Below are 19,966 nucleotides of genomic sequence, written 5' to 3'. Positions count from 1 at the left end.
GCACCAAACTGGGGCAGGCGGGCGCCGTGGGCAATGCTCGTGATGCGTAAGGGGCCGGCCCGGCCACGTCGGGTGCGCGAGTGCCTGCCGCAAGGGCAGCGGCGTCCCGCCGACCGCGCTCGCTCGGCGCAACCCCCTTGTGTCCGCTCGGTTGGGGGCCGCGCAGGCGCGCGCCGGGGCGGCGCAGACAAGGCTGAAAAGGCGGGCAAGCCATCGCATACCGCGCAGCATACACGCGGCAGGGGCGTTCGGTCAGCGTTTTTTCGCGCGCTGGAAGAGCCGGTCGAGCCGTTTCGCCTCCTCCTGCATCCCCCAGGGCGGGTTGATCACGAACATGCCGGTGCCGACCATGCGGTGACCCTCGCGGATCGGGGGGAAGCGCAGCTCGTGGCGCAGCGCTCCGGGATGGTCGCGTTCGAGCGCCGCCAGCATCGGGGCGTGCAGGTTAGAGGTCAGGATCGGATACCAGAGCGCGAGGATGCCGACATTCCACTTCTTTGCCAGTTTGGCGAAGAATTTCGGGATGCGCTCGTAATCCTGCTTCACCTCGTAGGAGGGATCGACCAGCAGCAAGCCGCGGCGCGGCTCGGGCGGGCAGAGGCTCTGGGCCAGCGCGAACCCGTCCTGCTGGTGCACGGCCACGTTTGGAGCCACGAGCGCACCGCGCAGGGCTACGTGCTCCTGCGGATGCAGCTCTGCGAGGTGCAGCCGGTCCTGGTCGCGCAGCAGTGTCCGGGCAATCAGCGGCGAGCCGGGATAGGCGTTCGGCCCATGCGCGGCGCGGATCTTGGTAAGCGCGCGGGTGTAGGGGTGGCTTCCGGAAAGCTCGTCGGCCAAGGCGCCGATGCCCTGCGCCGCCTCCCCCGTCCTCACCGCCTCGGCGGCGGAGAGATCGTAAAGCCCGCGCCCGGCATGGGTCTCGATATAGCTGAGCGGCTTGTCCTTCCGGGTGAGGTAGTCGAGCATCCACGCCAGGAGCGCGTGCTTCTGCACATCGGCAAGATTTCCGGCGTGGTAGAGGTGCTGGTAGGACAGCATGGTCGTTCCTTGGTGAAGTCGCGCCGCGACAGTCTCTGCGCGTGCGGTCGGGGGGTCTCGGGGGCCGCAACGGAGGCGCGGTATGTGCAGAGGGGCATACAGGGTTTCGCGCGGATGTGCAGCACCCCGTCGGGGGGGGGGGGCGGCAGATTACGCCGTCCGCCCGTCTTGATGAGATCGGGGCGGGTGCGACGTGCCCGGCGCCATCGGCATCGCGTGGGCGCTCCGTCCTTCGAGGCGCTGGCAAATAGAACGGGCGGGGCCGTGAAGACCCCGCCCGTCAAACGCTTGTGTAGACCAATCAGCCCGGCAGGGCGATGGCCTTGGCGTTGACGAACTCGGTCATCCCGAAGCCGCCATGTTCGCGGCCATAGCCACTGTCCTTGACGCCGCCAAACGGCATCTCCGGCGTGGCGAGGTTGAAGTGGTTGATGAAGACCATGCCGGTGTCGAAGTGCTTCTTCGCCAGTTCCAGCGCGCGGTCTTCGTCCTTGCTGAAGATGCCGCCGCCGAGGCCGAACCGGCTGTCATTGGCGATGCGCATGGCGTCCTCGTCGTCCTTGGCGCGGATCACCGACGCCACCGGGCCGAAGAGCTCTTCGTCATAGGCGGGCTGGCCGGGGCTCACGTCGGTCAGCACGGTGGCCGGGTAGTAGTAGCCGGTGCCCTCGGGCATCTCGCCGCCGACGGCGATCTTGGCGCCCTTCGCGACGGATTTCTCGACCTGATCGTGCAGCGTTTTGCGCAGGTCCTTGCGGGCCATCGGACCGAGGCCGGTGTCTTCCTTGGTCGGATCGCCCAAGGTCACCTCGCCCATCGCCTTGACGTAGCCCTCGACGAAGGCGTCGTACACCTTGTCCGCCACCACGAAACGCTTGGCGTTCACGCAGGTCTGGCCATTGTTGTAGATCCGCCCCGCCACGCAGGTTTTCACGGCCAGGTCGATATCGGCATCCTCGAGCACGAGATAGGCGTCGTTCGAGCCAAGCTCCAGCACCGTCTTCTTCAGGTGCTCGCCGGCCTTGGCGCCGATGATGCTGCCCGACTTTGCGCTGCCGGTCATGGTCACGCCACGCACGAGCTTGTGGGCGATCAGATCGTCGGATTGATCGTGATCGATTAGCATCACGGTGAAGAGGTTTTTCGGCAGGCCGGCCTCCTCGAAGATGTCACGCAGCATGAGGCCCGAGCCGGTGCAGATCTCGGCGTGCTTCAAAAGAACACCGTTGCCGGCCATCAGGTTGGCGATGGCGTAGCGCACGGCTTGATAGGCGGGGAAGTTCCACGGCTGGATGCCATAGATCACGCCGATCGGCGATTTGGCGATCACGCCCTTGCGGCCGTCCTGAAGCGAACGCGTCTCGTCGGCGAGCACGTCCGGGCCGGCCTTGGCGGTCCAGTCGCAGATGGCGGCGCAGAGATCGATCTCGTCGCGGCTGTCCTGCAGGCGCTTGCCCATCTCGCGGGTCATCAGGGCGGCGAACTCTTCCTTTCGCTCCCTCAGCTTCGCGCCGATGGCCTTCAGGACCTTGCCGCGCTCCTCATGGGAAACGAGCCGCCAGTCGGTGAAGGCCTTGTGGCAGGCCTCAAGAGCGGAGGTCATCTCGTCGTCGCTCATCAGGGGGTAGGTGTCGATCACGTCTTCCGTCGCCGGGTTCGTGGTGGTCATGGCGCGGTCGGGACTATGAGCGTCCTTCATGTCGTGTCCTTTCCATTTCGGTATCTGCCCACCAACGTGCGTTCTTGGCACACGTTCCTCGTACGCAGTCACGTCCGCTTGAGGACGGGAGGGCCTGCGTGAGGTCGTCGGATCAGTCGTGCAACGCTATGCGGGAGACGAGGGAAAGGACGCTCGCGCGATGCGCGAGACGAGGTGCGCAACGCCGCCGGTGCCGCGCGGCCGCTCGAGCCGACCCGCGGAAAGCGTCTTCGCGAAGCGGTCTCGCGGGCTTATCCGGCGGAGGGCGTCAGGCTGACACGGGAAAGGCAGCCACGCGGCGCGGTCTCGCCGGGCGGGGGCGCCAGAGCGACGCGCGGCAAGTGCCGCGCGTCGTCCCCGGGACCGCCACGCCCGCCGGGCGGTGGGCAAACAGTACCAAATGCCCCTAAACCTGACGGTTGCCAGCTCAGGTCTGGCGGAACCGGTATATCGTCGCGTTGCGATAGGTCTGGCCGGGCCGGATCACCGGGTCCGGAAAGTCCGGCCTGTTCGGCGCGTCGGGCCATTCCTGTGTTTCGAGCGCAATCGCAGAGCGCGGCCCGAAGGCGGGGATCTCGGGGTCGGGGGTGGTCGGCGGGGCGATATGGTCGGCGGTATAGACCTGCAGCCCCGGCGCCTCGGTCTCGACCTCGAGCTGCAGGCCCGACGGTGCCGTGACCCGCGCCACGGGAGCCGCGCCGCGTTGCAGGCAGAAATTGTGATCGATGCTCTGGCTGGCGAGCTCCCGAGGGCTGCGGAAATCGAAAGGCGTGCCTTCGACGGCTGCGAGTTCTCCGGTCGGGATCTGCTCTGCGTCCACCGGCAGGTAGCGCTCCGCCGCGATCTCAAGGCGGCACCGGGCGATATCGCCGTCGTCGGTCAGCGCGAAATAGGAATGATGCGCGAAAGACAGCGGGCAGGGCGCCGAGGGCGTGGCTTCGGTGACAACCTCAAGTGCGTTGTCTCGACAGCGGTAGGTGGTGGTGACGGCGAGGTCTCCGGGGAACCCCATTTGGCCGTCGGGCAGTTCGAGCGCGAAGGTGGCGTGGTCGGCGCCGTGGTCGACCAGCTCCCAGACCAGCGCGCCGGTGCCGTCGCTGCCGCCATGCAGGCAGGTGCGACCGCCCTCGTTGCGATCCAGAGTGAACTCGCGCCCGTCGAGGCTGAACCGCCCACCGCCGATCCGGTTGGCGTAGCGACCGACCGTGGCGCCGAAATAGACCATGTCGCCAAGATACGGCGCGAGGCTCGAGGCGCCGAGCACCAGCGGATGCGCCACACCCTCGAGCCGCAGGTCGCGCAGGCGCGCGCCGTGGGTCAGCAGCGAGGCACGCAGCGCGCCGCTGCCGATCTCGACCTGCATGACCTGCGTGCCGTCCGGGAGCGTCCCGAAGACGGAGACCTGTTCGCGCGCCATGTCAGGCCCTCACTCTTGGTGCCGGCAGACCGGCGACGGGGCTTTCGGCCTGATAGAGCAACCCCTGCGCCGCGTCGGGTTGGGCGATCCCCTCGCGCGCGGTGGAGACGTAGAGTCGCCGCAGGTTCGGACCGCCGAAGGCCGGACAGGAGCTGTGCCGTCCGCCAACGCGGATCTCCTGGTCGAACTGCCCGTCCGGCAGGTAGCGCGCGACCCGGTTTGCCCCCCACTGGGCGTTCCACAGCCCGCCCTCGGCGTCGGTCACGGCACCGTCGGGAAACAGCCCCTCCGCGCGCAGGTCCAGAAAGACCTCGGGCTCGCCGTCGGGCCAGCCATCCGCATCGAGCGCCACGCGCCAGATGGTCTGGCGGGAGGTGTCGGCGAAATAGGCGATGGTGCCGTCAGGGTTGAAACAGATGGCGTTGGGGATCGAAATATTGTCGTAGAGGCGCGTGACCTTGCCGTCGAAATAGCGATAGATCGCCCCGGCCTCCTCCTCGGCGTGCTTGCCCATGGTGCCGATCCAGAAGCCGCCATGCCGGTCGGCCCGGCCATCGTTCGAGCGGGTGCCGGCCTTGTCGGCCTCGATTTCCGCCACCCGCTCGCGCGCGCCCGAGGCGATGTCGAAGCGCCAGAGCCCGGTTTCGGAGGCGATGAGCAGGGTGTCGCGGTCGATCCAGCCGGCGGCGGAGTGCATTTCGTCGAACTGCCATTCCAGCGCGCCCGAGGCGTCGAAGGACAGCAGCCGCGCGCTCAGGATGTCGAACCAGAACAGCTGCTGCCGTTCGGGGTGCCAGAAGGCCCCCTCGCCCAGCTCGCAGGGGCGGGTGTCGCAGATCGTCGCGGTCATGGCCTTACTCCTCCGTGGCGGATCTTCGGGGGTCTGCCGCCACCTTGGCCGGTTTGGTCCCCCACCCGCAAGAGGCCGGGGGCGACCTGCGGGTGGGGCTGTTCTTGGTTTCCGGGCGCTTTGCCGGGATCACTTCAGATCCTGCGGCAGCAGCGCCTCGGGGAGGTTCTGATAGCAGACCGGACGCAGGAAGCGGCGGATCGCCATGGTCCCGACCGAGGTCGCGCCGAAGTTGGTCGACGCGGGGTAGGGGCCGCCATGAACCATGGCATCGCAGACCTCGACCCCGGTGGGGAACCCGTTGGCCAGCACGCGCCCCGCCATGCGCTCGAGCACCGGCAGCAGGCGCTGGCCCAGAGCGGTGTCGCCCTCGTCCATCATCAGCGTTGCGGTGAGCTGGCCGGCGAAGCTCTTGGCGACGGCGAGCATCTCGTCCTCGTCCCGGACGACGATGGCGATGCCGAGCGGGCCGAAGACCTCGTGACCCAGCGTCTCGTTCTCCATCCACGCCGAACCGGTGGTGCGCAGCAGGTAGGGCGCGGCGTTGCGCTGATCGCAGCTCGAGGTCATCACCTCCTGCACGCCGCTCTGGGACGACAATGTCTTTGCCCCGGCGCGGTAGGCATCTGCGATGCCCTCGGTGAGCATGGTCTGCGGCGCTGTCGCCTCGAGCGCCTCTTTCGCGGCCGCGAGGAAGGCCTCGGTCTCGGCGCCTTCGATCAGCACAAGCGCCCCGGGATTGGTGCAGAACTGCCCAGCCCCCATGGTGAGCGAGCCGGCCCAGCCCTTGGCCATCTCCTCGGCGCGCGCGGACATCGCGGCGGGCAGGAGGAACATCGGGTTGATCGAGCCAAGCTCGCCGAAGAACGGGATCGGCTCCGGGCGCTGCGCGCAGAGGTCATAGAGCGCCTTGCCGCCGCGCAGCGAGCCGGTGAAGCCCACCGCCTTGATCAGCGGATGGCGGACCAGCGCACCGCCGACCTCGTGGCTGCCGCCATGGATCATCGAGAAGGTGCCTGCGGGCATCCCGGTGGCCTCGATGGCGGCGTGGATCGCCTCGGCGACGATCTCGGCGGTGCCGGGATGGGCCTCGTGGCCCTTCACCACGACCGGGCAGCCGGCGGCAAGCGCCGACGCGGTGTCACCGCCGGCGGTGGAGAAGGCCAGCGGGAAGTTCGAGGCGCCGAACACCGCCACCGGGCCGATCGGGCGCTGGAGCATCCGCAGGTCCGGGCGCGGCAGCGGCGCGCGGTCGGGCAGCGCTTCGTCATGGCGGCGGTCGAGATAGGCGCCGTCGCGGATATGCGCCGCGAAGAGACGAAGCTGGCCGGTGGTGCGGCCACGCTCCCCTTCCAGACGACCGGCGGGCAGACCGGTCTCGGCGGTGCCGATCTCGGTGAGCGCGTCGCCGCGTGCGTCGATCTCGTCGGCGATGGCCTCAAGAAACGCGGCGCGCTCCTCGCGCGTGGTGGCAGCATAGGCGGGAAAGGCCGCCTCGGCGGCCTCGGCGGCTGCGTCGACCTGTGCCGACGTGCCTTTCGAGACCGCGATCGGCGCGCCGGTCACCGGCTGCGAGGAAAAGGTCTCGTCGCTGCCGACCCAGTCGCCGGCAATCAGGTGTTTTCCTTGGAAAGTCATATCGTTGCTCCTCTTACTTGCCCCAGCGCAGCGCCATGATGTCGAGATCACGGGCCAGCTCCAGAAGCCGGCTGCGGGTGCGGGGCGTCATGGGTTTGAGCGGGTGGCGCACGTGATCAGACGCGATCACGCCGCCTTCCTTGTAGATCACCTTGCAGGCGCGCAGGCCGCACTGGCGGTTTTCGTGGTTGATCAGCGGCAGGCAGAGCTGCCACTGCTTGAGCGCCGCCGCCTTGTCGCCGGCGAGGTAGTGGCTGACGATCGGGCGGATCTTGTCGGCGAACATGCCCGAGGTCATAGTGCCGGTGGCCCCGGCATCGAGATCGGCCAGCAGCGTGACCGCCTCTTCGCCGTCGAAGGGGCCGATAATGTCACGGCCGCCCGCGGCGATCAACGCCTCGAGCTTGTCAGCCGCAAACGGGGTTTCCATCTTGAAATAACAGACATTCTCGATCTCTTTCGCCATCTTGGCCAGAAGCGGCACCGGCAGCGTGACGCCCGAGAGTGGCGCGTCCTGGATCATGATCGGGATCGAGATGGCGTCGGAGACGGCGGCGAAATGCTCGAAGATGCCCTCCGCCGCGGGCACCAGTCCGACGCCGTGATAGGGTGGCATCATCATCAGCATCGCGGCGCCCAGCGATTGCGCGTGGGTCGCGCGCTCGATCGCCACCTGCGTCGAGAAATGCGAGATCGTGACGATCACCGGTACCCGGCCCGCGACGTGCTCGAGGCAGAGCTTGGTGAGGACGCGGCGCTCCTCGTCGGAGAGCACGAACTGCTCGGAATAATTGGCAAGGATGCAGATCGCATCGACGCCCTGATCGATCAGGCAGTCGAGCGTGTTTTTCATGCCCTGAAGATCGAGCGAGCCGTCCTCGAAGAAGGGCGTGGGCGCGACGGGCAGGATGCCGGTGAGCGGGGTTGTCTTGAGGTCTGTCACGGAAACTCCTCGACGTCAGAAATGGAAGGGGGCGACGGTCTCGCGCCGTCCCAGCAGGAAGGCATCGGCGACGTGGCGCATCGGCGAAAGGTCCATGTCGATCCGGCCGTTGCGGACGAGCTGGGCCATCTTGGCGTAGAGCCGGGGGTATTCCCCGTCGAGCCCGGTGAGCGCGTCGCCCGCGGGGGCGCCGTCGACGAACATCTGGGCGCCGCCATGGGTGAGCTTGAGTGTGCCCTCGGCGCAGACGGCCTCGATCTCCCAGGTCTGCTCGCCCTCCTGCCGGAAGTCGAAATCGCAGCTGATCGCCGCGTCGCCGGGGTGGCGAAAGCCGAGCTTCGCCGCAATCGGCGCCTGCCGGTTGTCGGGGAAGGAGAGCACCGCCTCGCGCAGGTGGATCGCGTCGGGCAGTATCTCGGTCAGGATCGACAGCGCGTTGATGCCGGGATCGAACACGCCAAGCCCGCCGGGCTCGAAGATCCAGTCCTGCCCGGGGTGCCAGCGCCGGACATCCTCGCGCCATGTGATATGCAGCGATTTCAGCGATTTGTCCGCGAGCCACGCCTTGGCGGCAGCGACCTGCTGCGCCTCGCGCGAGTGCCACGTGGCATAGATCGACAGACCGCGCGCGCGCGCCATGCGCTCAAGCTCGGCGCATTCCGAGAGCGTCGCGCCCGGCGGCTTCTCGAGCATCACGTGCCGTCCGGCGGCCAGCGCCTTGGCGGCATACTCGAAGCGCGGGACCGGGGGCAGGCACAGGGACACCACCCGGATCTCGGGGCAGGCCTCGAGCATCGCGTCGAGGCTGTCGAAGGCGTCGACACCGTCGACCGTGCCGGAGCGCGACACCGTGGCGGCAAGCTCCCAGTCTTCGGAGGCCGAGAGGGCGGGGACGTGCTGGTCGATGGCGATCTTGCCGATGCCTGCGAGTGCGATCTGCATCAGTGCGAGTCCTTTCCGACGGCGTTGCCCCGGCAGCCCTTGAGGAAGTCGAGGTCCGCGCCGGTATCGGCGCCCTCCACATGCTGCTGGTGCAGCCAGCCATAGCCGCTTTCGAAGCTTTCCGCGGTCGGCGTCCAGTTGGCGAGGCGCTCGGCCAGCTCGGCCTCGGAGATATCGAGATGCAGGCGCCGGCCCGGCACGTCCAACTCGATCATGTCGCCGCTGCGCACCACCGCCAGCGGACCGCCTGCGGCGGCCTCGGGCGAGGTGTGCAGCACGACCGTGCCGTAGGCGGTGCCCGACATGCGCGCGTCCGAGATGCGGACCATGTCGGTGATGCCCTTTTGCAGGATCTTCGGCGGCAGCCCCATGTTGCCGACCTCGGACATGCCCGGGTAGCCCTTCGGACCGCAGTTCTTCAGCACCATCACGCAGGTCTCGTCGATGTCGAGATCGGGGTCGTTGATGCGGGCCTTGTAGTCGTCGATATCCTCGAAGACGACGGCACGGCCCTTGTGCTGCAGCAGGTGCTTCGAGGCGGCGGAGGGCTTCAGCACCGCGCCGTTCGGGGCGAGGTTGCCGCGCAGCACGGCGATGCCGCCCTGCGGGGTGAGGCCCTTGCCCACGGGGCGAATGACGTCCTCGTTGTGGTTCATCACGTCGCGGACCTCGTCCCAGATGGTCTCGCCGGAAACCGTGAGTGCGTCCTTGTGCAGCAGGCCCGCCTCTCCGAGCCGCTTGAGCACCACCGGCAGGCCGCCGGCATAGAAGAACTCTTCCATCAGGTACTCGCCCGAGGGCATCAGGTTGACGATGGTCTCGACATCGCGACCGCAGCGGTCCCAGTCGTCGAGGGTCAGGTCCACGCCCTCGACCCGGCCCGCGATGGCAAGCAGGTGAATGACCGCGTTGGTCGAGCCGCCGATGGCGCCGTTGGTGCGGATGGCGTTTTCGAACGCCTGCTTGGTCATGATGTCGGAGGGCTTGAGGTCGTCCTTGACCATCTGCACGATGCGCCGCCCCGAGAGCTGCGCCATGACGCGGCGGCGGCTGTCGACCGCGGGGATCGCGGCGTTGCCCGAGAGCGCCATGCCAAGCGCCTCGGCCATCGACGCCATCGTCGAGGCGGTGCCCATGGTGTTGCAGGTGCCGGTCGAGCGCGACATGCCGGCCTCGGCCTCGAGGAACTCCTCCTGCGTCATCTCGCCGGCCTTCACGGCCTCGGAGAATTTCCACAGGTGGGTGCCGGAGCCGACGCGCTCGCCCCGGAAATAGCCGTTCAGCATCGGCCCGCCGGTGACCACGATCGAGGGCACGTCGCAGGAGGCGGCGGCCATCAGAAGCGAGGGCGTGGTCTTGTCGCAGCCCACCATCAGCACGGCGCCGTCGATGGGCTGGCCGCGCAGCTGTTCCTCGATCGAGAGCGCCGCGAGGTTGCGATACATCATCGCCGTCGGGCGGAAGGTGTTCTCGGAGGCCGAGAAGGCCGGGACCTCGACCGGGAAGCCGCCGGCCTCCCAGATGCCCGCCTTCACCTTTTCGGCAAGCTCGCGCAGGTGGCCGTTGCAGGGGGTCAGGTCGGACCAGGTGTTCATGATCCCGATGATCGGGCGGCCATCGAAGAGGTCGTGCGGGTGGCCCTGGTTCTTCAGCCAGCCGCGATGGTAGATCGTGTCGCGGGAATTGCCGCCGTACCATTCCTGCGAGCGCAGGCGCCGGGGCCAGGGGGCAGGTTTGAAGGTCATGTCGGTCGATCCATTGTTAGGGTGAACGGGGCGAGGCGGGCAGGGGGCGCGGCATCCGCGCCTCTCGTGCGGCGCCTCAGGCCTTGTTTTTCTGGTAGACGTCGAAGAACACGGCGGCGAGCAGCACCAAGCCCTTGATGACCTGCTGGTAGTCGATGCCGATGCCCATGATCGACATGCCGTTGTTGAGCACGCCCATGATGAAGGCGCCGACCACCGCGCCGATGATCTTGCCTGAGCCACCCGACATCGACGCGCCGCCGATGAACACCGCCGCGATCACGTCGAGCTCGAAGCCGAAGCCGGCCTTGGGCGTCGCGGTGTTGAGGCGGGCGGCAAAGATCAGCCCGGCCAGCGCCGCGAGCATCCCCATGTTCACGAAGGCGAGGAAGGTGAGCCGCTCGGTCTTGATGCCCGAGAGCTTGGCCGCCTTCTCGTTGCCGCCGAGCGCATAGATGCGGCGGCCGAGCGTGGTGTTCTCGGTGATGAAGGCATAGATCAGCGTCAGGACCACCATCGAGATCATCACGTTGGGCAGGCCGCGGAACCCCGCGAGCTTGTACATGACGTAGAACAGCGCGCCGCTGACAATGATGGTGCGCGCCCAGAAGAAGGCGGCGGGCTCTTCCTCCATGCCGTACTTGCGGTTGGTGATGCGCTGGCGCAGTCCGAGCCAGACGATCAGCATCACCGCGATCACCCCGGCCACGAGCGCCGTGCCATTGGGCCGGCCAAGGCCGGTGAAGTCGGGAATGAAGCCGGTCGAGAGCGCCTGGAAGCTGCGCTCGAACGGGCCGACGGACTGGCCCTCGAGCAGCCAAAGCGACAGGCCGCGGAACACGAGCATCCCTGCCAGCGTCACGATGAAGGCCGGGATCTTCCAGTAGGCGACCCAGTAGCCCTGCCAGGCGCCGATCAGGATGCCGGCGCCGAGCGAGGCGAGGATCGTGGCCCAGACCGGCCAGCCCCAGTTGACCATCATCACCGCCGCGAGCGCGCCGATGAAGCCCATCACCGAGCCGACCGAGAGGTCGATATGCCCCGCCACGATGACGATCAGCATCCCGAGCGCCATGATGATGATATAGCTGTTCTGCAGGAACAGGTTGGTGATGTTGACGGGCTTCAGCAGCGTTCCGTCGGTGACCACCTGAAAGAAGATCATGATCGCGATCAGCGCCACCAGAAGCCCGTACTCGCGCAGGTGCTTCGACAGGTACTGAACGAGGCTGCCGCCGTCGTTCGCGCGTTTGTTTTCAGCCAGTTCCAACTGTCCCTCTCCCTATTCCGCCGCGCCCAAGGCGGGCTCGTCGACCACGTCGGTCACGATCATCGACATGATGCGCTCCTGGCTCGCCTCGGCGGCCGTCAGCTCGCCGACCAGCGCGCCCTCGTTCATCACGTAAATCCGGTCGCACATGCCCAGAAGCTCCGGCATCTCCGACGAAATCATCACCACGCCCTTGCCCTGCTCGGACAGGCTGTTGATGATGTTGTAGATTTCAAATTTCGCGCCCACGTCGATGCCGCGCGTGGGCTCATCGAGGATCAGCACCTCGGGCTCCGAGAACAGCCATTTCGACAGCACCACCTTCTGCTGGTTGCCGCCCGAGAGGTTCATCACCTTCTGGAACACCGAAGGGGTACGGATGTTCATCGCCTGCCGGTAGCGCTCGGCCACGCGGGTCTCCTCGCCCTCCGAGATGATGCCGTGGCGCGAGACGCTGGGCAGGTTCGCCAGCGTGGTGTTCTTCTGGATCGTCTCCTCGAGGATCAGGCCCAGCGACTTGCGGTCCTCGGTGACATACGCAAGGCCCGCCCCGATGGCGCGCCCGACGGTCGAGGTGTCGACCTCGCGCCCGTGCATCCTGACCCGGCCCGAGATGTTCTGCCCGTAGCTGCGGCCGAAGATCGACATCGCAAGCTCGGTCCGGCCCGAGCCCATCAGGCCTGCGATGCCGACCACCTCTCCGGCGCGGACCCGGAACGAGGCGTTGCGGATCACCTGACGGTCCTTGTGCTCTGGATGCCAGACCGACCAGTCGTCGACCTCCATCAGCATCTCGCCGGCGCGGTGCGGGCGCGGGGGATAGCGGTTCGACAGGTCGCGGCCCACCATGTCGCGCACGATGCGGTCTTCGGTGATGTCGTCGGTGTGGGTGTTCATCGTCGACACGGTCGCGCCGTCGCGGATCACCGTCACGCTGTCGGCGACGCGGCGCACCTCGTTGAGCTTGTGGCTGATGATGATCTGGGTGACGCCCTGCGCCTTGAGCTCAAGCATCAGGTCGAGCAGCGCCTGGCTGTCATGTTCCGACAGGGCCGCGGTCGGCTCGTCGAGGATCAGCAGCTTCACGTCCTTGGAGAGCGCCTTGGCGATCTCGACGAGTTGCTGCTTGCCGACGCCGAGGCTGTCGACCAGCGTGCCCGGCGGTTCGCTCAGCCCGACCTTGTCGAGCAGGTCCGTGGTCATCCGGAAGGTCTCGCGCCAGTCGACGACGCCCTTGGTGGCGCGCTCGTTGCCGAGGAAGATGTTCTCGGCGATCGACAGCAGCGGCACCAGCGCCAGCTCCTGGTGGATGATGATGATCCCCAGCGCCTCGCTGTCGTTGATGTCGGAGAACTGCGCGGTCTGGCCGTCATAGCGGATCTCGCCGTCATAGGTACCTGCGGGATAGACCCCGGAGAGCACCTTCATCAGGGTCGACTTGCCGGCGCCGTTCTCGCCGCAGATGGCGTGGATCTCGCCCCGGGCGACCGTCAAGTTGACGTTGTCGAGCGCCTTGACGCCGGGGAATTCTTTGGTGATGGCGCACATCTCGAGCAGGGATGTCATGCCGTTGACCTCTCGTAATCAGGGGTGGGATCCGCGCGGGCGACCATGCGCCCCCCGTGGGAGGCCGGGGCGGATCCCGCTGGGTCGGCGCCTGAGGCCGGCCCGGGTCCGGACGTCCGGGGAGATGGGCCCCGGACATCCGTTGGCTCAGAACTCCGAGGCGTCGTGATAGCCGCTCTCGACGACGATCTCTTCCCAGTTCGAGCTGTCCACCAGCACCGGCTTGAGCAGATAGGACGGAACCACCTTCTCGCCGTTGTCGTAGGTCTCGGTGTCGTTGATCTCGGGCTCGGTGCCGTTCTGCAGCGCCTCGACCATGTCAACCGCCACGCCCGCCAGCTCGCGGGTGTCCTTGAACACCGTCGAGTACTGCTCGCCCGCGATGATCGACTTGACCGACGGCAGCTCCGCGTCCTGACCGGTGACGATGGGCATCTTCAGGTCGCCATTGCCGTAGCCCACGCCCTTGAGCGAGCTGAGAATGCCGATCGAAAGCCCGTCATAGGGAGACAGAACGCCGTGCACGCGCTCGTCGGTGTAATGCGCCGAGAGCAGGTTATCCATCCGCGCCTGCGCCACCGCGCCATCCCAGCGCAGGGTGCCAACGGTGTCCATGCCCATCTGGCCCGACACGATGTTGATGGTGCCGTCGTCGATCAGCGGTTGCAGGACCGACATCGCGCCGTTGTAGAAGAAATAGGCGTTGTTGTCGTCGGGCGAGCCGCCGAACAGCTCGACATTGTAGGGGCCGTCGCCGAAGCGCTCTTTCATGCCGTCGACCAGCGAGGTCGCCTGCAGCACGCCGACCTGGAAGTTGTCGAAGGTGGCGTAATAGCTGACATACGGGCTGTCGCGGATCAGGCGGTCGTAGCTGATCACCTCGATGTCGGCGTAATAGGCGTTTTCGAGCGCGTTCGAGAGCGTGGTGCCGTCGATTGCCGCGATTACGAGCACATCCACGCCGCGGGTGATCATGTTCTCGATCTGGCTGACCTGGTTCGGGATATCGTCTTCCGCGTATTGCAGAATGGTCTCGTAGCCGGCTTCCTGAAGCTGCTCCTGCATCGAGTTGCCGTCGGAAATCCAGCGGGCGGACGACTTGGTGGGCATCGCAATGCCGATCAGGCCATCGGCATAGGCGCCGGTGGCCAGCATGAGAGCGGCGGCCGAAACGGCCGCTAGGGACTTGATAGTCATGAACTCCTCCACATTCGCGGCTCGGCTCTTGACGCCTTGGGGGCCGCTGATCAGTTCCTGGTCTCCTCAACCATCGACTGCCTAGCGCTAACGCGGCATATCTGTAAAATGCAAATCAGAACGAAATCCATATCACGTTAGGTATGTCACCCCGATGGATCTGAGCAGACGTCTGAAGCCGAGCCACCTCATGCTGATCGACGAGATCGCGAAGAAGCAGAAGCTGCAACTCGCCGCCGAGGCGCTGTCGATCTCGCAGCCGGCGGCAAGCCGGATGCTGGCGGATATCGAGGCCAATATGGGCACGCCGCTCTTCGTGCGGCACCCCCGCTGGATGGAGCTTACGCAGGCGGGGGAGGCGGTCTTGCGCCACGTGCGTGTGGTCCTGTGGGAGCTCGAGACGCTCGAGGCCGAGGTGGCGCTCATCGCGGGCGGCCGGGCCGGCGTGGTGCGGGTCGGCGCGGTGACGGGCCCGGCGGTGGGCTGCCTGATGCCGGCCCTGCGCAAGGTGAAGGGCGAGAGCCCCGACATCGAGACCACCATCGAGGTCGGGCCGTCGGTGCAACTGGTGCGCCGGTTGCAGGAGGGGCGGCTCGATTTCATCATCGCCCGGCTGACGCCGGAGCAGGACAGCAGCGCGTTTCACGTCTACCCCGCCCGGTCCGAGCGCGTCACGCTTCTGGTGCGCGACACCCACCCGCTGGCGGGCCGGCCGGATCTGCCGCTCGAGGCCGTGGCCGGCTACGAATGGGTGATGCAGGAACGTGGCTCGCCGATCCGTCAGGCGGTGGAGCGGGCCTTTCTCGAGGCCGGCACGCCGGTGCCGGCGAACGTGTCGAACTCCTCGTCGCTGCTGATCGTGCTCTCGATCATCTCGCAGGCCGACGTGATCTCGCCGCAGTCCAAGGAGGTCGCCGACATTCTGACCGGCGGCGCGCTCGGGGCGCGGCTGGTGGCGCTCGAGATGGCCTGCGACATGACGGTCTCGCCGTATTTCGTGCTCTCCAACCGCAGCCAGCAACTGTCGCGTGCATCCGAGCGGGTGCTAAAGGAGGTGCTGAAGCGGCTGTGAGTGGTGCTGCGTTTGCGTTTGCAGGGGTAGGGCGCGACGTCCGAAACCCTCGGGCCTTCGGGGGCAGGAGCTCCGCGATGGGGCTACGCCCCGTCCGCCTCGCCGTCCTGCACCAGACGCGCCCCGGCAATCGCCGCGGTGTTGCCGATATGGGTGCGCATCGCCCGCGCCGCCTCGGTCGCATCGCGCGCCCTGAGCGCGGCGAGGATCGCGTGATGCTCCGCGATCGAGGTCTCCATTCTCGAGACCTCGGTGTTCGGGATCGGCACCCGCTGGCTTTCGGTCAGCACGTCGTGAATCGAGCGATAGAACAGCCGCAGCATTCCGTTCGGACAGGCATCCGCGATCTGCGAGTGAAACGCGAGATCGGCCTCCACATGCGCCAGCAGGTCGCCGTTGCGCCACGCCTCTTCGAAGGTGCGCGCGGCGGCTTCGAGGGCGGTGAGCGCCGCGTCGGTCATCTCCGGGGCGGCGAGGCGACACATCTCGCTCTCGATCACCAGCCGGGTCTGGAACACCTCGGTGATCGAATGGCGGGCATCGTGGCGCCAGTTCTGGCCGGCTTTCGGCGCGCGCGTCCGCTCTCCGGCCACGAAGGTGCCGCGCGCCGGTAGCGTTCGGATCAGCCCGAGCGTTTCGAGGGTCAGGAGCGCCTCTCGCAGCGAGGCGCGCGAGACGCCGAGCCGCTCCGACAGGACCCGCTGCGAGGGAAGCTTGGAATCGGGAGGGAATTCACCGCTGCGGATCATCTCCTGAATCCGGCGGGTCACGACCGCCGTGACGGGCAGCTTTCCGAAATCTTCGTCCATCGCTCTGTTCCTATTTTGAGCAGGTGCGTCTGCCACGGCTCTCGCGGGGCTGAAAATGGTGATTGCACAGTTGCAAGAATCTTGCCAGCGTGATCCTACCGGTATGACTGGTCAGACCGGTAGGCCCGAAACAATTCGGGTGTCATAAAAAACAGGGAGACAAAAACATGCTCAGGAAGTTCCTCATTCCGCTTGCGGTAGCCGCCGCCGGCGCGGGTAGCGCCCAGGCTCAGGACGCGCTGAACGTCGGCGCGAACATCGGCAACGTGCCTTGGGAGTTTCAGGACGAGAGCGGCGCCTTCGTCGGCTTCGAGGTCGATCTTGCCAATGCGGTGGCGGAGAAGCTTGGCCGCGAGGTCGAGATCGTCAACATCCCGTTCAACGGCCTGTTCTCGGCGGTCCAGTCGGGCCGCATCGACATGGCGATGTCGTCGATCACCATCACCGACGAGCGCCTGCAGTCGGTGAGCTTTGCGCAACCATATTACGACAGCGACCAGTCGCTCACCGTCGGCGCCGACGGGCCTGCCTCGCTGGACGAGATGACCGACAAGATCGTCGGCGTCGACACCGGCTCGACCGGCGACATGTGGGCGACCGAGCACGCCGAGCAGTACGGCTTTGCCGACATCCGCCGCTACGAAGGCCTGCAGCCGGCCATGCTCGACCTGACCGCCGGCCGCATCGACGGCTACATCTCGGATATCCCGGCGCTTCAGTACTACGTCAAGGACAAGCCCGCCCTGCAGGTCGTCCAGCGCATCGAGACCGGCGAGAAATACTCCTTCATGTTCGCCAAGGACGCGGAACTGGCGACCGAGGTCAACGAGATCATCAGCGGTCTGAAGGAGGACGGGACGCTCGCGCAGCTGCACGAGACATGGTTCGGCGCGGCGCCCGATGACGGCACCTCGACGGTGACCGTTCTCGACATGCCGAGCGCAGAGTAAACGCGCGCGATCCGGGCGCGCAAGCGCCCGGGTCCCTGCAGGGGATCCCGATGGACTTGTTCGAAACCTTCTTCAATCTCGAGGTGCTGGCCCGAAGTTTTCCGATGCTTCTCAAGGGGCTCTGGCTCACGCTTCAGCTGGGCGCCGCGAGCATTCTGGCCGGGCTGGTGCTGGGCCTCGCGCTGTGCATGATGCGGCTCTATTCGGCGCGCCCGGTGCAGATCCTCACGCGCATCTATATCGATGTCTTCCGGTCGATCCCGCTGCTGGTTCTGCTCATCATCGTCTACTACGCGCTGCCCTTCGTGGGCGTGCGGCTGTCGCCCTTCGCATCCGCGATGACCGCGCTGACCATGGTCTCAGGGGCTTACACGGCCGAGATCTTCCGCTCGGGGATCGAGGCGATCCCGAAGGGCCAGTTCGAAGCTGCGGCGGCCCTGGGCCTCGGTCATCGCCAAACCATGATCGACGTGATCCTGCCGCAGTCGATCCGCATGGTGATCCCGCCGCTGACCAACAATTCGATCAACGTCGTGAAGGACACGGCGCTGGCCTCGGTCGTGGCGATGCCGGACCTGCTGAAACAGGCGACGCAGGCGCAGGCGCTCGCGGCGAACCCCAGCCCGCTGATCGGCGCGGCGGCGATCTACCTCGCCTTCCTGTTGCCGCTGGTGCTGCTGGTGTCGCGTCTGGAGCGGCGGCTCAGCCGGGGGAGAGTGTGATGTCGGGCTATATCAGCATCCGGAACCTGCAGAAGTTCTACGGTCACTATCATGCCCTGCGCGGCATCGACCTCGAGATTGCGCGCGGCGAAGTGGTTTGCGTGGTCGGCCCCTCGGGCTCGGGGAAGTCGACGCTGATCCGCTGCATCAACCGGCTCGAGGATTTCTCGAACGACAGTGCCATCCATGTCGATGGTGTGCCGGTGCTGCCCGGCTCCACCCTAGCGAAGGTGCGTGCCGAGGTCGGCATGGTGTTCCAGAGCTTCAACCTGTTTCCGCACCTCACCGTGCGCGAGAACATCATGCTCGCGCCGCGCCGCGTGCGGGGCACGACCAAGGCCGCAGCGGCCGCGCAGGCGGATCAGTTGCTCGCGCGGGTGGGTCTGGAAACGCAGGCCGATAAGTACCCCAGCGGCCTCTCCGGCGGCCAGCAGCAGCGCGTGGCGATTGCCCGGGCGCTGGCGATGGAGCCGCAGGTGCTGCTCTTCGACGAGCCCACCTCGGCGCTCGATCCCGAGATGGTGGGCGAGGTGCTCGACGTGATGCGCGACCTTGCGCAGACCGGCGTCACCATGGTGGTGGTGACCCACGAGATGGGCTTTGCCCGACAGGTCGCCGACCGCGTGATCTTCATGGACGGGGGAGAGGTGATCGAGGCCGCCCCGCCCGCCGAGTTCTTCTCGGCCCCGCGCGAGACGCGCACCCGCAATTTCCTGCACGCCGTGCTGGACCACTGAACACCCCTTCAAGACAGACAACAGGGACAGCCGATGTCAGACCACACAGATCAACTGGACATGGAGTTCGTGCGCGGCGCGTTTCCCGCGCTGGCCAAGGACTGGGCCTTCTTCGACAACGCAGGCGGCTCGCAGACGCTGCAGGCCGCCATGGACCGGATCGTCGAGTTCCTTACCCATCGCGACGTGCAGATCGGCGGCAGCTACGAGATCTCTCAGCTCGCGGCGGAGGCACTGATGGACGGGCGCCGCGCCGCCCAGACCTTCGTGAACGCCGCCCGACCCGAAGAGATCGTCTTCGGCCCCTCGACCACCGTGCTGATCCAGACCCTCGCGGCGGCGATGCGCAGCCAGTTCGAACCCGGCGACGAGATCATCGTGTCCCATGCCGACCATGAGTCCAACATCGGCCCGTGGGAGCGGCTGCGCGAGTTCGGCGTGGTGATCAAGGTCTGGCCCCTCGACCGCGCGTCGATGCAGCTTCGCCTCGAGGACCTCGCACCGCTGATGGGGCCGCGCACGAAGCTGGTCTGCGTGCATCACGTCTCGAACATTCTCGGCTCGATCAACCCGGTGGGCGAGATCGCGGACTTCGTTCATGCGCGCGGTGCGAAGATCTGTGTCGACGGCGTCGCCTACGCGCCGCACCGCGCCATCGACGTGACCGGCTGGAATGTCGATTACTACATCTTCAGCCTCTACAAGTGCTACGGCCCGCACACCGCGATCATGTACGGCAAATACGAGCTGCTGGCCGAGCTCGACGGCCTTTATCACTATTTCTACGGCAAGGATAAGGTCCCCGGAAAGCTCGAGCCGGGCAACCCGAACTACGAGCTGGCCTACTCGGTGACGGCGGTGGTGGACTATATCCAGACGCTGGGTCGCAAGGCCGGCTCGGACGCGGAGGGGCGGGCGCTGTTCGAGGCGGGGTTCGCGGCCATCGCGCGTCAGGAGAAGGTTCTGACTGACCGCCTTCTGGAGTGGCTGGGCGCGCGCAACGACTGCCGGGTGATCGGCGACGCGCGCAATGACCGCAACCTGCGCGTTCCGACGATCGCTTTCCGGTTCGACGGGGTGAACTCGGGCGATGTCGCGCGCGGGATGGACGCCCACAAGGTCGCCATACGCTTCGGCGATTTCCATTCGCGCCGGTTGGTCGAATACCTCGGGGAAGACCACGATGCTGGTGTCGTGCGGGTCTCGATGGTGCATTACAACACCCTGGCCGAGCTTGAGCGGCTGCTTTCGGCGCTGCCCGACGTTGTGAGCGGCGCGGAACGGTCGCTGGCGACCGAAGCCGACTGAGGGGCTGGCGCCCGGATGCCCTCGCCGTCACCGCAGGGCGCCCGGACGGCCCACGCCTGACCG

17 protein-coding genes are annotated in these 19,966 nt (G+C 66.8%); 5 read left to right on the top strand and 12 right to left on the bottom strand.

The genetic code is table 11. From position 1 onward, the window contains the following. Positions 1-252: 252 nt before the first annotated feature. The 11 genes from LCM15_RS13350 to chvE form a co-directional block, all read right to left on the bottom strand. Complete coding sequence (locus tag LCM15_RS13350) at positions 253-1,038, bottom strand: 23S rRNA (adenine(2030)-N(6))-methyltransferase RlmJ (RefSeq protein WP_224857196.1); 786 nt, start codon at positions 1,036-1,038, stop codon at positions 253-255. Between the two features lie 301 nt (positions 1,039-1,339). Next, a complete protein-coding gene (locus tag LCM15_RS13345; protein ID WP_224857193.1) occupies positions 1,340-2,737 on the bottom strand; it encodes an NAD-dependent succinate-semialdehyde dehydrogenase in 1,398 nt (465 codons plus the stop codon). Between the two features lie 427 nt (positions 2,738-3,164). Further along, on the bottom strand, positions 3,165-4,154 hold the full coding sequence (locus LCM15_RS13340; RefSeq protein ID WP_224857191.1) for an aldose epimerase family protein: 990 nt from the start codon (positions 4,152-4,154) through the stop codon (positions 3,165-3,167). Between the two features lies 1 nt (position 4,155). Then, positions 4,156-5,004 (bottom strand): SMP-30/gluconolactonase/LRE family protein, encoded by an 849-nt coding sequence (locus tag LCM15_RS13335; protein ID WP_224857190.1) that lies wholly within the window; start codon positions 5,002-5,004, stop codon positions 4,156-4,158. A 129-nt stretch (positions 5,005-5,133) separates the two neighbouring features. Continuing rightward, complete coding sequence (locus LCM15_RS13330; protein ID WP_224857188.1) at positions 5,134-6,642, bottom strand: aldehyde dehydrogenase (NADP(+)); 1,509 nt, start codon at positions 6,640-6,642, stop codon at positions 5,134-5,136. 13 nt (positions 6,643-6,655) lie between these two features. Then, complete coding sequence (locus tag LCM15_RS13325) at positions 6,656-7,585, bottom strand: dihydrodipicolinate synthase family protein (protein WP_224857186.1); 930 nt, start codon at positions 7,583-7,585, stop codon at positions 6,656-6,658. Between the two features lie 15 nt (positions 7,586-7,600). Next, positions 7,601-8,527, bottom strand: a complete 927-nt coding sequence (locus LCM15_RS13320; protein WP_224857183.1) for a Gfo/Idh/MocA family protein — start codon at positions 8,525-8,527, stop codon at positions 7,601-7,603. Continuing rightward, positions 8,527-10,272: an L-arabinonate dehydratase gene (gene araD / locus LCM15_RS13315; RefSeq protein WP_224857182.1), complete on the bottom strand. Its 1,746-nt coding sequence runs from the start codon at positions 10,270-10,272 to the stop codon at positions 8,527-8,529. The genes LCM15_RS13320 and araD overlap by 1 nt, the downstream gene beginning before the upstream one ends. 76 nt (positions 10,273-10,348) lie before the next feature. Further along, positions 10,349-11,542: a multiple monosaccharide ABC transporter permease gene (gene mmsB / locus LCM15_RS13310; protein WP_224857180.1), complete on the bottom strand. Its 1,194-nt coding sequence runs from the start codon at positions 11,540-11,542 to the stop codon at positions 10,349-10,351. A 12-nt stretch (positions 11,543-11,554) separates the two neighbouring features. After that, positions 11,555-13,108 (bottom strand): multiple monosaccharide ABC transporter ATP-binding protein, encoded by a 1,554-nt coding sequence (gene mmsA, locus LCM15_RS13305; RefSeq protein WP_224857178.1) that lies wholly within the window; start codon positions 13,106-13,108, stop codon positions 11,555-11,557. A 147-nt stretch (positions 13,109-13,255) separates the two neighbouring features. After that, positions 13,256-14,305, bottom strand: a complete 1,050-nt coding sequence (gene chvE / locus LCM15_RS13300) for a multiple monosaccharide ABC transporter substrate-binding protein (protein ID WP_318246063.1) — start codon at positions 14,303-14,305, stop codon at positions 13,256-13,258. A gap of 154 nt (positions 14,306-14,459) precedes the next feature. Here chvE and LCM15_RS13295 point away from each other — a divergent pair, with 154 nt between their 5' ends. After that, positions 14,460-15,377, top strand: coding sequence for a LysR family transcriptional regulator (locus LCM15_RS13295; RefSeq protein ID WP_224857176.1), 918 nt, complete (start codon positions 14,460-14,462; stop codon positions 15,375-15,377). A gap of 83 nt (positions 15,378-15,460) precedes the next feature. On the opposite strand, the gene LCM15_RS13290 is transcribed toward LCM15_RS13295, so the two are convergent. After that, positions 15,461-16,186, bottom strand: coding sequence for a FadR/GntR family transcriptional regulator (locus tag LCM15_RS13290; protein WP_224857174.1), 726 nt, complete (start codon positions 16,184-16,186; stop codon positions 15,461-15,463). Positions 16,187-16,353: 167 nt separating this feature from the next. On the opposite strand from LCM15_RS13290, the gene LCM15_RS13285 reads away from it, so the two are divergent. Genes LCM15_RS13285 through LCM15_RS13270 form a run of 4 tightly spaced genes read left to right on the top strand, consistent with a single transcriptional unit; the run spans position 16,354 to position 19,903 of the window. Next, positions 16,354-17,136, top strand: a complete 783-nt coding sequence (locus LCM15_RS13285) for an ABC transporter substrate-binding protein (protein WP_224857172.1) — start codon at positions 16,354-16,356, stop codon at positions 17,134-17,136. Positions 17,137-17,186: 50 nt separating this feature from the next. Next, positions 17,187-17,858, top strand: coding sequence for an amino acid ABC transporter permease (locus LCM15_RS13280; RefSeq protein WP_224857170.1), 672 nt, complete (start codon positions 17,187-17,189; stop codon positions 17,856-17,858). Then, positions 17,858-18,595: an amino acid ABC transporter ATP-binding protein gene (locus LCM15_RS13275; protein ID WP_224857168.1), complete on the top strand. Its 738-nt coding sequence runs from the start codon at positions 17,858-17,860 to the stop codon at positions 18,593-18,595. Before LCM15_RS13280 ends, LCM15_RS13275 begins: the two co-directional genes overlap by 1 nt. Positions 18,596-18,628: 33 nt before the next feature. Then, positions 18,629-19,903 carry a cysteine desulfurase-like protein gene (locus LCM15_RS13270; protein ID WP_224857166.1) on the top strand — a complete coding sequence of 425 codons (1,275 nt, stop codon included), beginning with the start codon at positions 18,629-18,631 and terminating at the stop codon, positions 19,901-19,903. Positions 19,904-19,966: the final 63 nt, after the last annotated feature.

This window comes from Salipiger bermudensis (genome assembly GCF_020171625.1).
GTDB lineage: Bacteria > Pseudomonadota > Alphaproteobacteria > Rhodobacterales > Rhodobacteraceae > Salipiger > Salipiger bermudensis_B.
This window is presented reverse-complemented; position numbering and strand designations above follow the sequence as displayed.

Excerpts from the sequence above, each read along its gene's own strand:
- LCM15_RS13350 (WP_224857196.1), bottom strand. The coding sequence starts at position 1,038 with ATGCTGTCCTACCAGCACCTCTACCACGCCGGAAATCTTGCCGATGTG.
- LCM15_RS13345 (WP_224857193.1), bottom strand. The coding sequence starts at position 2,737 with ATGAAGGACGCTCATAGTCCCGACCGCGCCATGACCACCACGAACCCG.
- LCM15_RS13340 (WP_224857191.1), bottom strand. The coding sequence starts at position 4,154 with ATGGCGCGCGAACAGGTCTCCGTCTTCGGGACGCTCCCGGACGGCACG.
- LCM15_RS13335 (WP_224857190.1), bottom strand. The coding sequence starts at position 5,004 with ATGACCGCGACGATCTGCGACACCCGCCCCTGCGAGCTGGGCGAGGGG.
- LCM15_RS13330 (WP_224857188.1), bottom strand. The coding sequence starts at position 6,642 with ATGACTTTCCAAGGAAAACACCTGATTGCCGGCGACTGGGTCGGCAGC.
- LCM15_RS13320 (WP_224857183.1), bottom strand. The coding sequence starts at position 8,527 with ATGCAGATCGCACTCGCAGGCATCGGCAAGATCGCCATCGACCAGCAC.
- araD (WP_224857182.1), bottom strand. The coding sequence starts at position 10,272 with ATGACCTTCAAACCTGCCCCCTGGCCCCGGCGCCTGCGCTCGCAGGAA.
- mmsA (WP_224857178.1), bottom strand. The coding sequence starts at position 13,108 with ATGACATCCCTGCTCGAGATGTGCGCCATCACCAAAGAATTCCCCGGC.
- chvE (WP_318246063.1), bottom strand. The coding sequence starts at position 14,305 with ATGACTATCAAGTCCCTAGCGGCCGTTTCGGCCGCCGCTCTCATGCTG.
- LCM15_RS13295 (WP_224857176.1), top strand. The coding sequence starts at position 14,460 with ATGGATCTGAGCAGACGTCTGAAGCCGAGCCACCTCATGCTGATCGAC.
- LCM15_RS13290 (WP_224857174.1), bottom strand. The coding sequence starts at position 16,186 with ATGGACGAAGATTTCGGAAAGCTGCCCGTCACGGCGGTCGTGACCCGC.
- LCM15_RS13285 (WP_224857172.1), top strand. The coding sequence starts at position 16,354 with ATGCTCAGGAAGTTCCTCATTCCGCTTGCGGTAGCCGCCGCCGGCGCG.
- LCM15_RS13280 (WP_224857170.1), top strand. The coding sequence starts at position 17,187 with ATGGACTTGTTCGAAACCTTCTTCAATCTCGAGGTGCTGGCCCGAAGT.
- LCM15_RS13275 (WP_224857168.1), top strand. The coding sequence starts at position 17,858 with ATGTCGGGCTATATCAGCATCCGGAACCTGCAGAAGTTCTACGGTCAC.
- LCM15_RS13270 (WP_224857166.1), top strand. The coding sequence starts at position 18,629 with ATGTCAGACCACACAGATCAACTGGACATGGAGTTCGTGCGCGGCGCG.